The sequence below is a fragment of the Mesorhizobium sp. M0410 genome (genome assembly GCF_040321435.1).
Taxonomy (GTDB): Bacteria; Pseudomonadota; Alphaproteobacteria; order Rhizobiales; family Rhizobiaceae; genus Mesorhizobium.
The window spans coordinates 137,826-152,655 of record NZ_JAMYRN010000013.1 but is presented as its reverse complement, the minus strand read 5'-3'; the positions used below and the strand labels follow the sequence as shown (position 1 = coordinate 152,655).

The following is a 14,830-nucleotide window of genomic DNA, read 5'->3' as shown; positions in this document are numbered from 1 at the left end:
GCTTTCGCGGTTCGGATTCCGTATCGTGCGTCCTGATTCTGGTTCGAAACGGAAGGATGGACCCATGAATCAGCATTCCCGGAAAAACTATGAAACGATCCGCGTTGCCGTCATTCGGGCGCGCTGGCACGCCGACATCGTCGACCAATGCGTTGAAGCGTTCGAGGCGGAACTGGCGGTTCTCGGGGAGAAACGCTTTGCCGTCGATGTCTTCGACGTGCCGGGTGCCTATGAGATTCCCCTGCATGCAAAGACCTTGGCCCAGACCGGTCGCTATGCGGCGATCCTCGGCGCGGCGTTTGTCATCAATGGCGGCATCTACCGCCATGAATTCGTGGCGGGCGCTGTCATCGACGGCATGATGAACGTGCAATTGTCGACTGGCGTGCCCGTGCTTTCGGCGGTGCTGACGCCGCACAACTACCATGACAGCGCGGACCATCACCGCTTCTTCTTCGAGCATTTCAAGGTCAAGGGCAAAGAGGCGGCCAGTGCCTGCGTGCAACTGCTGGCGGCACGCGAACGCATCGCGGCATGAAATCTCCGTCGCGGGTGGAAATCCCGGTAAGGCGCTGTAGTATCTCACGAAAACCAGGGAGGATGCTGGTGCAGACCAAGAAGATCATCAATGACGGTAACCGCTCCGTCGACGAGATGCTGGAGGGCATCCTGGCTGCGCATCCGCGCCATCTCAGAAGTGCGGAGGGAAGTCCGCGCTCCATCATCGCCCGCGACGGCCCACGCCCCGACAAGGTCGGTCTCGTCATCGGTGGCGGCTCGGGCCACGAGCCGACCTTCCTCGGCTTCGTCGGCAAGGGGCTGGCCGACGCCGCCGCAATCGGCAATGTCTTCGCCTCGCCGCCGCCGGACCCGATCCTCGAATGCGCCAAGGCGGCCAGCGGCGGCGCCGGCGTGCTGTTCATGTACGGCAACTATGCTGGCGACGTGATGAACTTCGACATGGCCGCAGAGATGGCGGCGATGGACGACATCGAAGTGCGCACCGTGCTGACCACCGACGACGTCGCCTCGGCGCCACGCGACCAGAGGCAGAAGCGGCGCGGCGTCGCCGGCAATTTCTTCATTTTCAAGGCCGCCGGTGCCGCATGCGACCAGATGCTGTCATTCGATGAATGCGAGCGTATCGCCAGGAAGGCCAACGATCACACCTTCACCATGGGCGTGGCGCTGTCGCCCTGCTCGCTGCCGCAGACCCGCCGGCCCAATTTCGAGATCGGCCCGGACGAGATGGAGATCGGCATGGGCATTCATGGCGAACCAGGCATCGCGCGTGGAAAGTTGAAAACCGCCGACGAGATCACCGACGAGATGCTGGACAAGATGCTCGACGAGATGGCACCGGCGCGCGGCGATAAGGTCGCCGTGCTCGTCAATTCACTCGGCTCAACGCCGTTGATGGAGCTTTACATCATGAATCGGCGCGTCAAGCAGAGGCTCGACGACATCGGCGTTTCCGTCCACGCGACCTGGGTCGGCAATTATTGCACGTCGCTCGAAATGGCCGGCGCCTCGGTGACGCTGATGCATCTCGATGGCGAATTGCAGGAGATGCTCGACCATCCCTGCGACTGCGCCATGTTCCGCGCCGGCTGAGAGAGCATCATGACATCCACCGATACGGCCAAATTGAAAAAAATGTTCGATGCGATCGCCGCAGCGATCGACGCCGACAAGGACAGGCTCTGCCGGCTCGACGGCGTCATAGGCGACGCCGACCATGGCATCGCCATGGCACTAGGCTTCGGCGCTGTGCGCGACGCGCTGGACCAGATCGATGCGTCGACCGAGCCGACGGCATTGCTCAACACCGCGGCAAAGTCGTTTCTCAACGCAGTCGGCGCCTCGTCGGGCCCGCTCTATGCGACCGCCTTCATGCGCGGTGCCGCCGCCGTCAAAGGCAAGGCAATTCTGGAGGACGCTGACGTCATCGCCATGTTCCGGGCGATGGCACAAGGCATCCAGGATCGCGGCAAGGCCGAGCTCGGCGAAAAGACCATGGTCGACGCATGGCTGCCGGCAGCGCGGGCAGCGGGTGTCGCACAGGAAGCCGGCAAGAGCCTGTCCGAGAGCCTGGATGCGGCACTTGCCGCGGCCGAAAGCGGCGCCGAGGCGACCAAGGACATGATCGCCACCAAGGGCCGCTCTTCGCGTCTCGGCGAGCGCTCGCTCGGCCACGTCGATCCTGGCGCCGCGTCGGCCGTGACGATCGTCAGGGCGATGCGGAACAGTCTGGCTTAGCCCCGCTTCGCCGCGTCGAGCCTGTCGATGGCCTGGACATTGCCGGCCGATGGTCCCTTCTCATCGAATTCCGATGCGAGCCAGGCGTCGACGATCGACTTGGCCAGTTCCGGGCCGATGACGCGCGCGCCCATGGTGATGATCTGGGCGTTGTTGGATTTCGCCGCGCGCTCGGCCGAATAGGTGTCGTGGGTGAGTGCGGCGCGAATGCCGGGGACCTTGTTGGCGGAAATGGATACGCCGATGCCGGTGCCGCAAAACAGGATGCCGCGATCGTTCTCGCCGTCCAGGATGGTCTGGGCGAGCTTCTGCGACAGGTCGGCATAGTAGCCCGCCTGGCTGAGATCGTTGACCGTGAGGCCGGGCTTGGTGGCAAGGTGAGCGGCAATGACGTCGAGCAGCGGCTTGCCGGCGCTGTCGGCTCCAATGGCTATTTTCATGTTCGGTTTCCTTCCTGGTCGATGCTTCAGATCGCCGCCGAGGCGCGTTTGAGGATGTCGATATAGCCTTCCGCCTGCCAGGCGGAACGGCCGATGAACAAGCCGTCTATATTGGGCTGGCCGACCAATTCGGCGGCATTTTGCGGATTGACGCTGCCGCCATAAAGCACCGGCGGCACCACGGGCAGCAGGTCGCGGGCGATTTTCTTGATCAGCGCCTGCTGCTTGTCGGCATAAGCAGAACTTGCCGGCACGCCCTTGTCGCCGATCGCCCAGACCGGCTCATAGGCGAACAGGATCGTCGCCGCCTTCGCCGCCCCTTCGAGAAACTGCAGTGCGCCGTGCACCTGCAGGGCCAGTACCGCAGCGGCCTGCCCGCTGTTGCGTTGAGCCAAGGTCTCGCCGACGCAGATGAGTGGCACGAGACCGTGCTTCACCGCCGCTGCAGTCTTCAGCCCGACAGCCTTGTCGGTCTCGCCGAAATGCTCGCGCCGTTCGCTGTGGCCCAACTCTACCATATCAAGTTCGCAGTCTTTCAGCATTACCGGCGAGATCTCGCCGGTCCAGGCACCGGCGTCGGCCCAATGCATGTTCTGCGCGCCAACCTTGATGCGTGTCGGCGACAGCGCTTTCTTGACCTCGCGGACCGCCGTGAAGGGCGGGATGACGAAAGGCTGAATGCGCTCGTCGAAACCGGGGACGAACTTCGCCAGCGCCTCGGCGAAGGCCATCGCCTCGGCGAGCGTCTTGTTCATTTTCCAGCTGGTGCCAACCCAATAAACCATACGCGCCCTCCTACTCTGCGATCACGGTCAGCGAAACGCCAGCGCCATCCAGCGCGGCGCGCATCTGCGGCTGCGGCTCGCGGCCGGTGAAGACCATGTCGAAGGCCTTAAGATCGGTCAGGAAGTGCAAGGCGGTGCGGCCAAACTTGCCGTGATCGGCCAGCAGATATTTGCGCGCTGCTGCAGCCATCATCAGCCGTTTGGTCTGGACCACTTCCTGATCTTGGTGAAAGGCTGAGGCACCATGGATGGCCGATGAAGACAGGAAGGCGACATCTGCGCGCAAAGATTTCAGCGTGTCTTCGGCGAGCAGGCCGAAGAAGCCGTGGAACTTCTTGCTGTATTGGCCGCCAAGCGCAATCAGGTTGATGCCGGCAACGCCCGCCAAATCCTGGATGACAGCCAGGTTGTTCGAGATCACCGTCAGCGGACGCAGATCGGCAAGGTGCCGAGCAACGCCGCCCGCAGTCGAGCCGTCGTCGATAATCACCGTCTGGCCCGGCTCGATCATCCTCACGGCGGCGACGGCGATGCGCTTTTTCTCGTCGCCAGCCAATCTCTGGCGGTAACGGAAATCGCTCTCGAAAAGGCTGCTCGGCTGGATCGAGGCGCCGCCGCGCACCTTGCGCAGAAAACCGCTTTCCTCGAGCTCGTCGAGGTCGCGGTGGACGGTCATCTTCGACACGCCGAAACGTGAGGCAAGATCGTCGACACTGGCGGTGCCGATGTCCATCAGAAAATCCATGATGCCTTGCCGACGGCCGTCGCTCTTCATTTCCGCGGTTTCCTCGTACACCCCGCGTCCGAGATATAACAGCAAACGTCGCACAAGCCACCAAATTTTTTGTGATAATGTTATATCTCTATGGGATATCATGACGCTTCTGGTCGCGTGCTGTAACAAGAATTGCTGCCGGCCGAGCGCCCAGCGGTTGCGGTGCCGCGGAAATCCGGCCAGAAGCATCAGGGGCTCGACGACAACCGAACAGCCCGCAAACACTGGCCCGAAACCGGATACGGGAGACTACTGAGTGGCTCGCATCACACTGAGACAATTGCTCGACCATGCCGCCGAATACGGCTATGGCGTGCCTGCCTTCAACATGAACAATATGGAACAGGGTCTCGCCATCATGGAGGCAGCCGAGGAGACCAAATCGCCGGTTATCCTGCAGGCGAGCCGCGGCGCGCGAGCCTACGCCAACGATGTGGTGTTGGCCAAGCTGATCGACGCGCTGGTCGAAATCCATCCCGATATCCCGGTCTGCATGCATCTCGACCATGGCAACAACGAAGCCACTTGCGTCACTGCGATCCAGCACGGCTTCACTTCGGTGATGATGGACGGATCGCTGAAGGAAGACGGCAAGACGCCGGCCGACTACGCCTATAATTCCGGCATCACCCGCCGCGTCGTCGACATGGCGCATTGGGGCGGCGTCTCGGTGGAAGGCGAGATCGGCGTTCTCGGATCGCTGGAGATGGGTGGCGGCGAGCAGGAGGACGGCCATGGCGTCGAGGGCGTCATCAGCCACGACCAACTGCTGACCGATCCCGTGCAGGCCGAACAATTCGTGCGCGACACCCGTGTCGATGCGCTGGCCGTCGCCATGGGCACCAGCCACGGCGCCTACAAGTTCAGCCGCAAGCCGGACGGCGCTGTGCTCGCCATGAACGTCATCGAGGAAATTCACCGCCGCCTGCCGAACATGCATCTCGTCATGCACGGCTCGTCCTCGGTGCCGGAAGAGCTGCAGGAGATCATCAACAAATATGGCGGCCAGATGAAGCCGACATGGGGGGTGCCGGTCGAGGAGATCCAGCGCGGCATCAAGCACGGCGTGCGCAAGATCAACATCGATACCGACAACCGCATGGCGCTGACCGGCGCCATTCGCAAGGTGCTGACCGAGAACCCGAGCGAATTCGACCCGCGCAAATATCTGACGCCGGCGATGGCCGCCATGCGAAAGCTCTGCAAGGAGCGTTTCGAGCAATTCGGCACCGCCGGCAACGCACCGAAGATCAAGCCGCTGCCGCTATCGGAAATGGCCAGGCGCTATAAATCCGGCAGCCTCGACCCTAAATTCGGCTGATGTGTTCTGGATGAGCAGGGGCCGCATCGGCTCCTGCTCATCCATCATGCTCGCGGCAAAAGATCGGCCCTGCCGGCCTCGATGAAGGGCGCCCAATAGCCGACCGACTCGCGGATCATGGCGATGACCTGGTGGTCGACGGGCTCGCGCTCGCGGAACGACAATTCGAGGCAGATCTCGTTGTCGACGCCGCCGCCACGGCGAATCGTCTCCAGCAGCTTTTCCGGTGTGATGCGGCCGTCCTTGTTGTGGGCGGCAATGAACGGCCAATGGCCACCCTTGTTCATCGACGACTGCTTGACGTGGATGATCGGCGATTGCTTTGGAAAGGCTTCGGCCCAGGCATAAGGGTCGATGTCGTCCGGATTGCTCGACGTCACGTCGCCATGGTCGATGTCGACCATCATCTTGAGCGGGATCGCCATGCCGGCGGCATCGATCTCGCGCTGCAGCGTCCGGCAGCTCTCGATCGTATGGCCGAACTCGCGGCCGACCGACATCGGCTCCCAGAACAGGTAGATCAAGCCGGCGGCCTGGGCATGCTCGGCAACCTCACGCCAGCACGCCAGCGCGATGTCGAAAAGCCGCGCGCGACGTTCAGGATCGTCGTAATCCCGATGGGTGAAGATCGCGAACTGCGTACCCATGCCGCCGGCGCCGAGCTCGGCCGAAATTTCGGCAAAGGTCTTGAACCAGTCGACGTAGTAGCGTCGCACGTCGGCATCGGGATGGCCGAAATGATTGAGCCGGCCGTAAGGGCCGGTCATCGCCGAGGTCACGCGCACCCCGGTGCGGTTGAGAGCGGAGCGGAACAGGCGGGTGAATTTAGCGATCGTTGCCGCCGGCCAGCCGGGATTGATGAACTCATGCGTGAGCTGCACGTCGCGGATGCCGATGTCGTAGGCGATCGTATCGATCAGGTCGTCCGGTTCGGCAAAACGGTTGACCAGCGGATTGGTGTTGAGGGACAGCGTAAAGGCCATCAGCCGGCCTTCGCCAGCCGATTCGAACACCAGTCCTCGAACGCTTCTCTTTCCGCGCTGGACAGATGCAGGCCGTGCTTGGTGCGTCGTTCGAGAATATCGGCCGCGGTCTCGGCCCATTCGTGCTCGAGCAGGTAGTTAGCTTCGCGCTCGAAAAAATCCTTGCCGAAGCGCCGGCCCAGTTCGGCGAGCGAACCGGCCGCGCCGACCAGATCACGCGTCCTTGTGCCATAGAGCCGGCCATAATGCTTGACCAGGGAGGCGGGCATCCAAGGATATTCGTGGCCGAGGTCACCGAGGAACTGCTCGAAATCGGCATTGGCGATATCGCCGCCCGGCAGATGCCCTTTCGAGGTCCACGGCTTGCCCATCTTCGGAAAGAACGGGGCGATGCGGTCCAGCGCGTGCTCGGCCAATTTGCGGAAGGTGGTGATCTTGCCGCCGAAGACGGAAAGCAGCGGCGCCTGCCCTGCCGAAGCGTCGAGTTCGAAAATATAATCGCGGGTCACCGCACTCGGATTGTCGGCATTGTCGTCATAGAGCGGCCTGACGCCGGAAAACGAATGAACGACGTCGCCGCGCGCAAGCTGGCGCTTGAAGTAGCGGTTGACCACCTTGATCAGATAATCGATCTCGCCGGCATCCGCGGTCACGTCTTCCGGCCGCCCGTCATAGGGGATGTCGGTGGTGCCGATCAGCGCCAGATCGTTCTGGTAGGGATTGATGAAGATCACGCGCTTGTCGCTGTTTTGGACGAGATAGGCCTGTCGCCCTTCCCAGAATTTTGGCACGACAATGTGGCTGCCCTTGACCAGGCGCACGTTCCGCTTGGAGTTCTGGCCGGCCACGCGGTTGACGATGTCGTTGACCCAGGGACCGCCGGCGTTGATCAGCGCCCGTGCCCGGACTGTGGTCCTGACGCCGGTTCGACCGTCGCGCATCTCCACCGACCACAGGCCGCTTTCGCGACGGGCGGCAATGCAGGCGGTTCGGGTGAATATCCTGGCCCCACGCTCCGCGGCGTCGAGCGCGTTGATGACGACCAGGCGGGCGTCGTCGACCCAGCAGTCGGAATATTCGAAGCCGCGCTTGAAGGCGTCCTTGATCGGCGCGCCTTCGGGTGCGGTGCGCAGGTCGAGCGTGCGGGTGGCCGGCAGCCGCTTGCGGCCGCCAAGATGATCGTAGAGGAACAGGCCGAGCCGGACCAGCCAAGCCGGCCTGTCATCGGGGCTGTGCGGCAGCACGAAGCGCATAGGCCAGATGATGTGCGGCGCGGATTCGAGCAGCACCTCGCGCTCGATCAGCGCCTCCCGCACCAGGCGGAACTCGTAATATTCGAGATAGCGCAAACCGCCATGAACGAGCTTTCCCGATCGCGAACTGGTGCCCTCGGCGAGATCGTCTTTTTCGCAAAGAATGACCGACAGGCCCCGGCCCGCCGCATCGCGCGCGATTCCGGCGCCATTGACGCCACCGCCGATGACGAAGAGGTCGACGATTTCGGTTTCACCGTTCATCTCGCTCTATGCCCTGTCGTCAGCATGGATTGACCGGAGGCAGACCGGCGATGAAGCGGCGCACTTCCTCGGCCGCCTGCTCGGCCGCATAAGTCACCGTGCGCACCGACGCGCCGGCGATATGCGGCGTCAGTGTCACGTTCGGCAGCTGCAGCAAGGGCCAGTCGGCAGGCACCGGCTCGACGGCGAACGTCTCCAACATGGCACTGCCGATCTGTCCCGAGACGAGCGCCTCGTAGAGTGCATCGTAGTCGACCAGCGGTCCCCGCGCTGTATTGACGAAGATTACGCCTGGCTTCATCCGGGCAATGGCGTCCTTGCCGATGAGACCGCGCGTCTCTTCGGTGACCCGGGAATGCAGCGTGACCACATCGGAGCGCGACAGCAGATCGTCCAGCGCTACCAGCTCGACGCCGGCATTGCGGTCCTCGACGCTCAACTGCACATAGGGATCGCAGACCAGGATGCGACAGCCGAAAGCACGCAGCAGCCGAACCAGCCTGGTGCCGATATTGCCATAGCCGATGACGCCCACGGTCATTTCGTTGAGCTCGCGGCCGGTGCGGTCGGCGCGGTAGAGATCGCCGCGCCACTCGGCCTTGCGCAAGGCTTCGTGGCCGACGCGGATCAGCCGCGTTTCAGCGAGAATGGCGCCGATGGTGAACTCGGCCACGGCGCTGGCGTTGCGGCCGGGCACATTGACAACGGTAATGCCATGGGCCTTGGCGGCCGCCATGTCGATGTTGATCGGCCCGCCGCGCGATACCGCAACCAGCTCGAGCGTGGGCAGGCGCTGCATCATGCTTTCAGAGAGCGGCGCAAGCTGGGTGACGAAGATTTCGGCGTCGCCGATGAAGTCCACCACCTCGTCGGGATCGCCGAAATACTCCTTGACCTTGCCCAGACCAAGCGCGGCATTGCCGAATTGCATCGGCTCGTCGGGCCAAGCGGTCTCAATGCTGCGGATGTCGAGGTTGTCGCCGCAGGCCGCCTCGATTTTCTCGCGAAACACTTCCGGAAGCATGAAGCGGTCGCCGATGATCGCAATTTTCTTGGGCATGCTCTTCTCAATTCAAGTCGGTTTGCCTGGACGCGGCCATCGAACGCCAGACCGGCCGCAGCGCCTCATGCGCCAATGTGTAGGACGGAGCCATCGCCTCATAGGCACCGGCAAGTTTCCGGTCGCTGGGCTCGGCCGCACGGAGCAAAGGAGTGACCCATTCACTGACGCAATCGTCCATCGATGCGTACTGGCCGACGCAGACCGCAGCAATCATTGCGGCGCCCGCAGCACCGGCCTCCTCGCGCTCGCTGGTGCGAATGTCGGCGCCGACCGCAGCACCCAGGATCTTGCGCAGAGCCGGGCTCCTGGCCGCTCCGCCGGTCAGGCGGATTTCCTTGGGCAGTGGCCCCATGGCGGCGTAGCAATCGCGTGCCGCGAAAGCCAGCCCCTCGAACACCGCGCGGACCATGTCGGCATAGCCGTGCCTGGACGAAATGCCGATGAAGCCGGCCCTGGCATTGGCATCGACGAACGGGCCGCGCTCGCCGGCCTCCGAGACATAGGGCTGGTAGAGCAGCGAGCCTGGCTCGGACGACGATATCCACTGGTCGACCAGCGCGATCATCTCGCCATTGGTCCGCGTAATACCTTGCGAGGCGAGAATGCCGGAGGCGAGGCCAAGGACCCAGTCGATATTGAGCGTTGCCGCCATGTTCGACTGCATCTGCGCAAAGACGCCGGGTGCCGGCATCGTCATCGTGTAGCCGGTTGCAGCCTCGTTGAGCAGAACCTCGTCCGGCGTTTCGGCAAGCCGCATATGCATTCCGGTGGAGCCGATGATCGAGCATCCCGGCTTGCGTTCGCGATCGAACAGGCCGGCGCCGAGCGCCGTGCAGGCGACATCGACATAGGCCAGAACGACCGGTGTGCCGGCGAGCAGGCCAGTCGCATCGGCTGCTGCCACCGACAGCGAGGTGCTTTGCCTGGTGCCATCGACGATGGGCGGCAACAGATGCCGGAGATCGGTGACGCCGAGTACCTCGAGCACATCATCGCAATAGCCGCGCGTGCGGAAGTCGCCGAAGGTGAAGGTACCCTCGGACGGGTCGGTGGCGCGATGGCCGGTCAACTTGAAATAGAGCCAGTCCTTGCAGTGGAACGCCGTCGCTGCATTGGCAAGCATCGCGGGCATGTGGCGCTTCATGAACACGAACTGCGATCCCTGCTGGCAGGCAGCGAGTCCGCTGCCGGTCTTTTCGAAGCGCAGCCGGTCCTCCGGCCGCGCGCGGATCTCCTCGACGACCGCGGCAGCGCGCGCGTCGAGCCACAGCCAGCCCTTGGCAACCGGCTCGCCATCCTTGTCGATCAGCCAGGTACCGTCGCCCTGCCCGGTCACGGCGATGGCAATGGTCCGGCTGGCGAGATCCGGCACCTTGTCGGCAAGCTCGCGCAAGGTCGTCGCGGTATCGGCCCAGGTGCGTGTCAGGTCCTGCTCGGCGCCGCCGCCCGGCAGTGTCTCGTATTTATTGGGCAGCGCGGCGGACGCGATCTGCCTGCCCGCCGTGTCAAAGGCGACGGATTTTATGACAGACGTGCCGGCGTCGATGCCGATCAGCACATCCTGCATCAAGCAAGCTCCGTGCCGTGCGAAATGGCATTGCCGCTCGCCTGATCGAAGACGTGAAGGTTTTTCGGATCGATGCTGATCTTGATCGGCGCGCCAAGCTCCAAGCGGGTTCGGTCATGTTCGACCAGGACCAGCGAACCGCCGGCGAAATCGGCGGCGATATGGGTCTGGTCGCCGAGCCATTGATTGGCCGAAACCGTCGCCGGCACACCATCCTTCGAGCGGCGGACCGCATAGGGCCTGACGCCGATGACGACGCGCTGCCGGTTGAGCAATTCGTCGCGAACCGGGCCGCTGAACGCATCCTTGTCGTAGTCGAGCGAAAGCCCGTCGGGCAGCTTGAGACTGATCTTGCCGGCAGCCGTGCCGACATAGGCCTCGAAGACATTCATCGGCGGCTCGCCAACGAAGGTGCCGGTGAACAGGTTTGCCGGCCGCTCCTTGAGCCTGTCAGGCGTATCGAACTGCTGCAGCACGCCGCCCTCCATGACAGCGATGCGATCGGCCAGCGCATTGGCCTCGGTCTGGTCGTGGGTGACCAGAATCGCGGTCAGGCCACGCTCCTTGATGAAATGCTTGATGCGGCCGCGCAGCACGGCGCGAAGCTGCGGCTCGAGCTGGCCCATCGGCTCGTCCAGCAGATGCAGGTCGGCCTCGCGGATCAGCGCCCGGCCGAGGCTGGCGCGCTGCTGCTGGCCGCCGGAGATCGAGCTCGGATAGCGCTCGAGAATGTCCTCGATCTCGAGCAGCTTGGCGATGTTGGCAACCTTTGCATCGACCGCACTCTTCGCCAGCCTGGCGGCCTTGAGGGCGAAGGCCATGTTCTCGCGCACGGTCAGCGGCGGGTAGAGCGAATAGCCCTCGAAGGCCATTGCGACGTTGCGCCTGACCGGCGGCAACGTGTGCACCTTGCGGCCGGCAACCGAGATTGTGCCGCGCGAGACCTCTTCGAAGCCTGCGATCATGCGCAATGTCGAGGTCTTGCCGCAGCCGGATGAGCCGAGCAGTGCCACGATCTCGCCCTTGGCGATTTCCATCGTCAGGTTCTTGACGGCGTGCACGCCGCGGTCGATCGGACCGTAGAACTTGTCGACGCCCGAAATGGTGATTGCGCTCGGGCTCATGCCGCTTCTCCACTGCGCAAATTGACGACATTTTTCGAGCCGATGCGCTCGCCGCTTGCACGATCGAACAGCAGGGCGCTTTTGCTGTCGACAGCGATATGCGCCCTACCCTCGGATTGACCCGGTATCCCGGACGGACGCGAAACCAGGATTTCACGGCCGCGCACGGTGCGCACCAGGGTGACGATCTTCTCGTTGAGCGGCGTCTCGGCCTCGACCGTCACCGGGATGGCGCCGGACGTGCCTTCGTCAACAAAGGCCAGCGCCTCCGGCCGCAAGCCTATCACGCAGTCACGGCCGACCGCCGCCTCATGCGCGCCGGCCAGATGGACCTGGACATTGGACAGGCCGACATAGACGCCCTTGGCATCCCGGGACGGCTTGACGTCGAGCAGGTTGATGGTCGGGTCGCCGAACAGTCGGGCGATCTCGACGTTGGCCGGCTCGCGATAGATCTGTTCGGGCGTGCCGAGCTGTTTCACGACGCCTTGCGACATCACTGCGATGCGATCGCCAAGCGCCATCGCTTCCTTGTAGTCCTGGGTGACGTAGACAACGGTTGCGCCACGATCGGCGAGCAGCCTTGGCAGTTCGAGCCGCATTTCGAAGCGCAATTTGGCATCGACGTTGCGCAAGGGATCGTCGAGCAGCAGAAGCGGCGGCGAGCCGACCAGGGCGCGGGCAAGCGCGGTGCGCTGCTTCTGGCCGTTGGACAGCGCCCGCGGCTTGTGGCTGAGCACATGGCCGATCTTCAACAGCTTGCCGACGCTCTCGACGCCGGCCTTGATCGCGCCCTGCGACGAATGCTTCGCCTGCAGCGGCGTGGCGATGTTGTCGAACGCCGTCATATGCGGGAACAGCGCGAAGTTCTGGAACGCCATGCCGACGCCGCGGAACTCGGCGTCGACGTCGGTCATGTCCTCGCCGCCGATGAGGATCTTTCCCTCGTCGGGGTCGATGACGCCGGCGACCAGCCGCAATAGCACCGTCTTGCCGGCGCCGGACGGCCCGAACAGGACCAGCGTTTCGCCGTCGGCGACGGTCAGCGACAGATTGTCGAGAACGGTCTGGCTTTTGTAGCGCTTGACGATGTTTCGCAGTTCGAGGCTTGCCATCGGACTATCCTTTCACCGCGCCAAGCGACAGGCCTTCGACGAGATAGCGCTGCGCATAAAGCGCGAGCGCCAGCGTCGGCGTGATCGACAGCACGATCGCGGCTGAGATCTGGCCGTACTGGATGCCGGAGGAGGTGATGAACGCCAGCGCGCCGACCGTCACCGGCTGCTTGTCGGCCGAAGCGAGCACCAGCGCAAAGACGAAATTGTTCCAGGCGAAGATGAAGGCGAGCAGGCCGGCAGCGGCAATGCCCGGCCCGGCGAGCGGCAGCGCGATCTTGCGGAAGGTGGCAAACCAGGAATGGCCGGCGATGCGGTAGGCGTATTCGATGTCGGCCGGAATATCCTCGAAATAGCCGCGCACGATCCACAGGATCAGCGGCAGGCAGATCAGCTGGTAGACCCAGATCAGCCCGATATAGGTGTTGGCCAGCCCGAGCTTCTGGAAATAAAGGGTGAGCGGCAAAAGCACCAGCAGCGCCGGCGCGAACCGGAACGACAGCAGCGTGAAGGCGATGTCCTCCGAGCCGCGGAATTTGTGCCGGGCAAAGGCATAGGCTGCGGGAACGCCGAGCAGCAGCGCGACGGCAACCGAGGTGACCGACAGGAAGACGGAATTCCAGAGATTGCGCATGAAGGCGATGTCGAGCGTGCCGGCTGCCGTCATCAGCTTGCCTGTGATCAAGGCGGTGTAGTTGGCGAGCGTCGGCTCGAAGACAAGCTGCGGCGGGATCCGCAGGATTGTCTCGTTGGTCTGGAACGACATCATCAGGATCCAGACGATCGGGAACATGAAGAAGATCACGACCAGTGCCAGGGCTATGCCACGCAGGATGCGTTCGAGAAGGGAGGTGTGTTCCATGCCAGCCTCCTATGCATGGCCGCGGGCGCGTTCGCGCAGCCGCAGCCAGTTCTTGATGAAAATGTTCGAGAGGAAATAGGTAATCGCCCACAGGATGATCATCAGTGCTGCCGAGCGGCCGACATTGGTCGACTGGAAGAAGTTGAGATAGGCCTCCACCTGGAAGACGGTCAGCGTATCGCCCGGCCCGCCTTGGGTCATGGCGTAGATGATGTCGAACTGCTGGATTGAATCGAGCAGGCGGAACAGCGTCGCTGTCAGGATGTAGGGGGTCAGCATCGGCAGGGTGATGCGGAAGAAGACGAAGCTGCGCGGCACGCCGTCGAGTGCTGCCGCCTCGAAGGGCTGCGTCGGCAGGCTGCGCAGTCCGGCAAGCAGCAGGATCATGATGAAAGGCGTGTAGACCCAGATGTCGACAAGGACGACGGTGAGCAATGCCGTCGACGGAGACGAGGCCCAGCGGAAATCCTGCAGCCCGATCAGGCTAGCGAGATAGCTGAGCACACCGAAGCCGGGATTGGTCATCAGCTTCCACATCAGCGCGGCGAGCGCCGGCGCCGTCATCAGCGGCATCAACAGCATTATCGAGATGAAGTTGTTTAGCGTCGAGCGCTTCTGCAGCAGCATGGCGATGCCGAGACCGAGAAGCAGCTCGAGCACGACGGTGATGCCGGCGTAGAGCAGCGAAATCTCCAGCGTGTTCCAGAACTTCGGGTCGGTGAAGAAGGAGATATAGTTGTCGCCCCAGTTGAACTGCCGCGCCCAGGGTTGGCTCAACCGGTAGCGCTGGAACGAATAGACCACCGAGGTCAGGAACGGGATCAGGATTCCGATGCAGACCAGCAGGGCCGGCAGGCTGAGGAGGTAAGGCAGCACACGCTTGCTGATCCTGAAGCCCGACGGCGTGTTTCTTTGTATTGTCGCCGCAGTCATCTGCTGCTCCGTCATCCTGTTGCTTCGCCGTCCCGGCCGCCCAAGGGAGCAAGGCGGCCGGGCGGGCGAGCAGGCGGCACCTTTCG

At 63.2% G+C, this 14,830-nt stretch carries 15 protein-coding genes; 4 read left to right on the top strand and 11 right to left on the bottom strand.

All coding sequences use genetic code 11. From position 1 onward, the window contains the following. Positions 1-64 precede the first annotated feature (64 nt). The 3 genes from NKI63_RS20425 to dhaL all read left to right on the top strand — a co-directional run bounded on the left by NKI63_RS20425 (position 65) and on the right by dhaL (position 2,259). On the top strand, positions 65-538 hold the full coding sequence (locus NKI63_RS20425; protein ID WP_352505327.1) for a 6,7-dimethyl-8-ribityllumazine synthase: 474 nt from the start codon (positions 65-67) through the stop codon (positions 536-538). A 68-nt stretch (positions 539-606) separates the two neighbouring features. Further along, complete coding sequence (locus NKI63_RS20420) at positions 607-1,614, top strand: dihydroxyacetone kinase subunit DhaK (protein WP_352505328.1); 1,008 nt, start codon at positions 607-609, stop codon at positions 1,612-1,614. A 9-nt stretch (positions 1,615-1,623) separates the two neighbouring features. Next, positions 1,624-2,259: a dihydroxyacetone kinase subunit DhaL gene (gene dhaL, locus NKI63_RS20415; RefSeq protein WP_352505329.1), complete on the top strand. Its 636-nt coding sequence runs from the start codon at positions 1,624-1,626 to the stop codon at positions 2,257-2,259. On the opposite strand, the gene derI is transcribed toward dhaL, so the two are convergent. Genes derI through NKI63_RS20400 form a run of 3 tightly spaced genes read right to left on the bottom strand, consistent with a single transcriptional unit; the run spans position 2,256 to position 4,259 of the window. Then, a complete protein-coding gene (gene derI, locus NKI63_RS20410) occupies positions 2,256-2,699 on the bottom strand; it encodes a D-erythrulose-4-phosphate isomerase (RefSeq protein WP_352505330.1) in 444 nt (147 codons plus the stop codon). The genes dhaL and derI overlap by 4 nt on opposite strands. A 26-nt stretch (positions 2,700-2,725) precedes the next feature. Further along, entirely contained in the window at positions 2,726-3,484 is a 759-nt protein-coding gene (locus tag NKI63_RS20405; RefSeq protein ID WP_352505331.1) for a triose-phosphate isomerase, read from the bottom strand. A gap of 10 nt (positions 3,485-3,494) precedes the next feature. After that, the gene (locus NKI63_RS20400) at positions 3,495-4,259 is read right to left on the bottom strand and encodes a DeoR/GlpR family DNA-binding transcription regulator (RefSeq protein ID WP_352505332.1); all 765 of its coding nucleotides are present in this window, start codon (positions 4,257-4,259) and stop codon (positions 3,495-3,497) included. 256 nt (positions 4,260-4,515) lie between these two features. On the opposite strand from NKI63_RS20400, the gene fba reads away from it, so the two are divergent. Continuing rightward, the gene (gene fba / locus NKI63_RS20395) at positions 4,516-5,580 is read left to right on the top strand and encodes a class II fructose-bisphosphate aldolase (RefSeq protein WP_254818718.1); all 1,065 of its coding nucleotides are present in this window, start codon (positions 4,516-4,518) and stop codon (positions 5,578-5,580) included. Between the two features lie 44 nt (positions 5,581-5,624). Here fba and NKI63_RS20390 read toward each other — a convergent pair whose 3' ends face one another. Genes NKI63_RS20390 through NKI63_RS20355 form a run of 8 tightly spaced genes read right to left on the bottom strand, consistent with a single transcriptional unit; the run spans position 5,625 to position 14,744 of the window. Further along, on the bottom strand, positions 5,625-6,563 hold the full coding sequence (locus tag NKI63_RS20390) for a sugar phosphate isomerase/epimerase family protein (protein WP_352505459.1): 939 nt from the start codon (positions 6,561-6,563) through the stop codon (positions 5,625-5,627). Continuing rightward, positions 6,563-8,080 carry a glycerol-3-phosphate dehydrogenase gene (locus NKI63_RS20385; RefSeq protein ID WP_352505333.1) on the bottom strand — a complete coding sequence of 506 codons (1,518 nt, stop codon included), beginning with the start codon at positions 8,078-8,080 and terminating at the stop codon, positions 6,563-6,565. Before NKI63_RS20385 ends, NKI63_RS20390 begins: the two co-directional genes overlap by 1 nt. A gap of 19 nt (positions 8,081-8,099) precedes the next feature. After that, complete coding sequence (locus NKI63_RS20380; protein WP_352505334.1) at positions 8,100-9,140, bottom strand: 2-hydroxyacid dehydrogenase; 1,041 nt, start codon at positions 9,138-9,140, stop codon at positions 8,100-8,102. 7 nt (positions 9,141-9,147) lie between these two features. After that, a complete protein-coding gene (locus NKI63_RS20375) occupies positions 9,148-10,710 on the bottom strand; it encodes an FGGY-family carbohydrate kinase (RefSeq protein WP_352505335.1) in 1,563 nt (520 codons plus the stop codon). Further along, positions 10,710-11,834 (bottom strand): ABC transporter ATP-binding protein, encoded by a 1,125-nt coding sequence (locus NKI63_RS20370; RefSeq protein ID WP_352505336.1) that lies wholly within the window; start codon positions 11,832-11,834, stop codon positions 10,710-10,712. The genes NKI63_RS20375 and NKI63_RS20370 overlap by 1 nt, the downstream gene beginning before the upstream one ends. Then, complete coding sequence (locus NKI63_RS20365) at positions 11,831-12,949, bottom strand: ABC transporter ATP-binding protein (RefSeq protein WP_352476539.1); 1,119 nt, start codon at positions 12,947-12,949, stop codon at positions 11,831-11,833. The genes NKI63_RS20370 and NKI63_RS20365 overlap by 4 nt, the downstream gene beginning before the upstream one ends. A 4-nt stretch (positions 12,950-12,953) precedes the next feature. Continuing rightward, positions 12,954-13,811 carry a carbohydrate ABC transporter permease gene (locus NKI63_RS20360; protein ID WP_023676025.1) on the bottom strand — a complete coding sequence of 286 codons (858 nt, stop codon included), beginning with the start codon at positions 13,809-13,811 and terminating at the stop codon, positions 12,954-12,956. A gap of 9 nt (positions 13,812-13,820) precedes the next feature. After that, positions 13,821-14,744 carry a carbohydrate ABC transporter permease gene (locus NKI63_RS20355; protein ID WP_352505337.1) on the bottom strand — a complete coding sequence of 308 codons (924 nt, stop codon included), beginning with the start codon at positions 14,742-14,744 and terminating at the stop codon, positions 13,821-13,823. Positions 14,745-14,830 lie beyond the last annotated feature (86 nt).

Bases quoted from the DNA above. Each gene is read 5' to 3' on its own strand.
- dhaL (WP_352505329.1), top strand. From the start codon at position 1,624: ATGACATCCACCGATACGGCCAAATTGAAAAAAATGTTCGATGCGATC.
- derI (WP_352505330.1), bottom strand. From the start codon at position 2,699: ATGAAAATAGCCATTGGAGCCGACAGCGCCGGCAAGCCGCTGCTCGAC.
- NKI63_RS20385 (WP_352505333.1), bottom strand. From the start codon at position 8,080: ATGAACGGTGAAACCGAAATCGTCGACCTCTTCGTCATCGGCGGTGGC.
- NKI63_RS20370 (WP_352505336.1), bottom strand. From the start codon at position 11,834: ATGAGCCCGAGCGCAATCACCATTTCGGGCGTCGACAAGTTCTACGGT.
- NKI63_RS20375 (WP_352505335.1), bottom strand. From the start codon at position 10,710: ATGCAGGATGTGCTGATCGGCATCGACGCCGGCACGTCTGTCATAAAA.
- NKI63_RS20380 (WP_352505334.1), bottom strand. From the start codon at position 9,140: ATGCCCAAGAAAATTGCGATCATCGGCGACCGCTTCATGCTTCCGGAA.
- NKI63_RS20400 (WP_352505332.1), bottom strand. From the start codon at position 4,259: ATGAAGAGCGACGGCCGTCGGCAAGGCATCATGGATTTTCTGATGGAC.
- NKI63_RS20360 (WP_023676025.1), bottom strand. From the start codon at position 13,811: ATGGAACACACCTCCCTTCTCGAACGCATCCTGCGTGGCATAGCCCTG.
- NKI63_RS20355 (WP_352505337.1), bottom strand. From the start codon at position 14,744: ATGACTGCGGCGACAATACAAAGAAACACGCCGTCGGGCTTCAGGATC.
- NKI63_RS20425 (WP_352505327.1), top strand. From the start codon at position 65: ATGAATCAGCATTCCCGGAAAAACTATGAAACGATCCGCGTTGCCGTC.
- NKI63_RS20365 (WP_352476539.1), bottom strand. From the start codon at position 12,949: ATGGCAAGCCTCGAACTGCGAAACATCGTCAAGCGCTACAAAAGCCAG.
- NKI63_RS20405 (WP_352505331.1), bottom strand. From the start codon at position 3,484: ATGGTTTATTGGGTTGGCACCAGCTGGAAAATGAACAAGACGCTCGCC.
- NKI63_RS20390 (WP_352505459.1), bottom strand. From the start codon at position 6,563: ATGGCCTTTACGCTGTCCCTCAACACCAATCCGCTGGTCAACCGTTTT.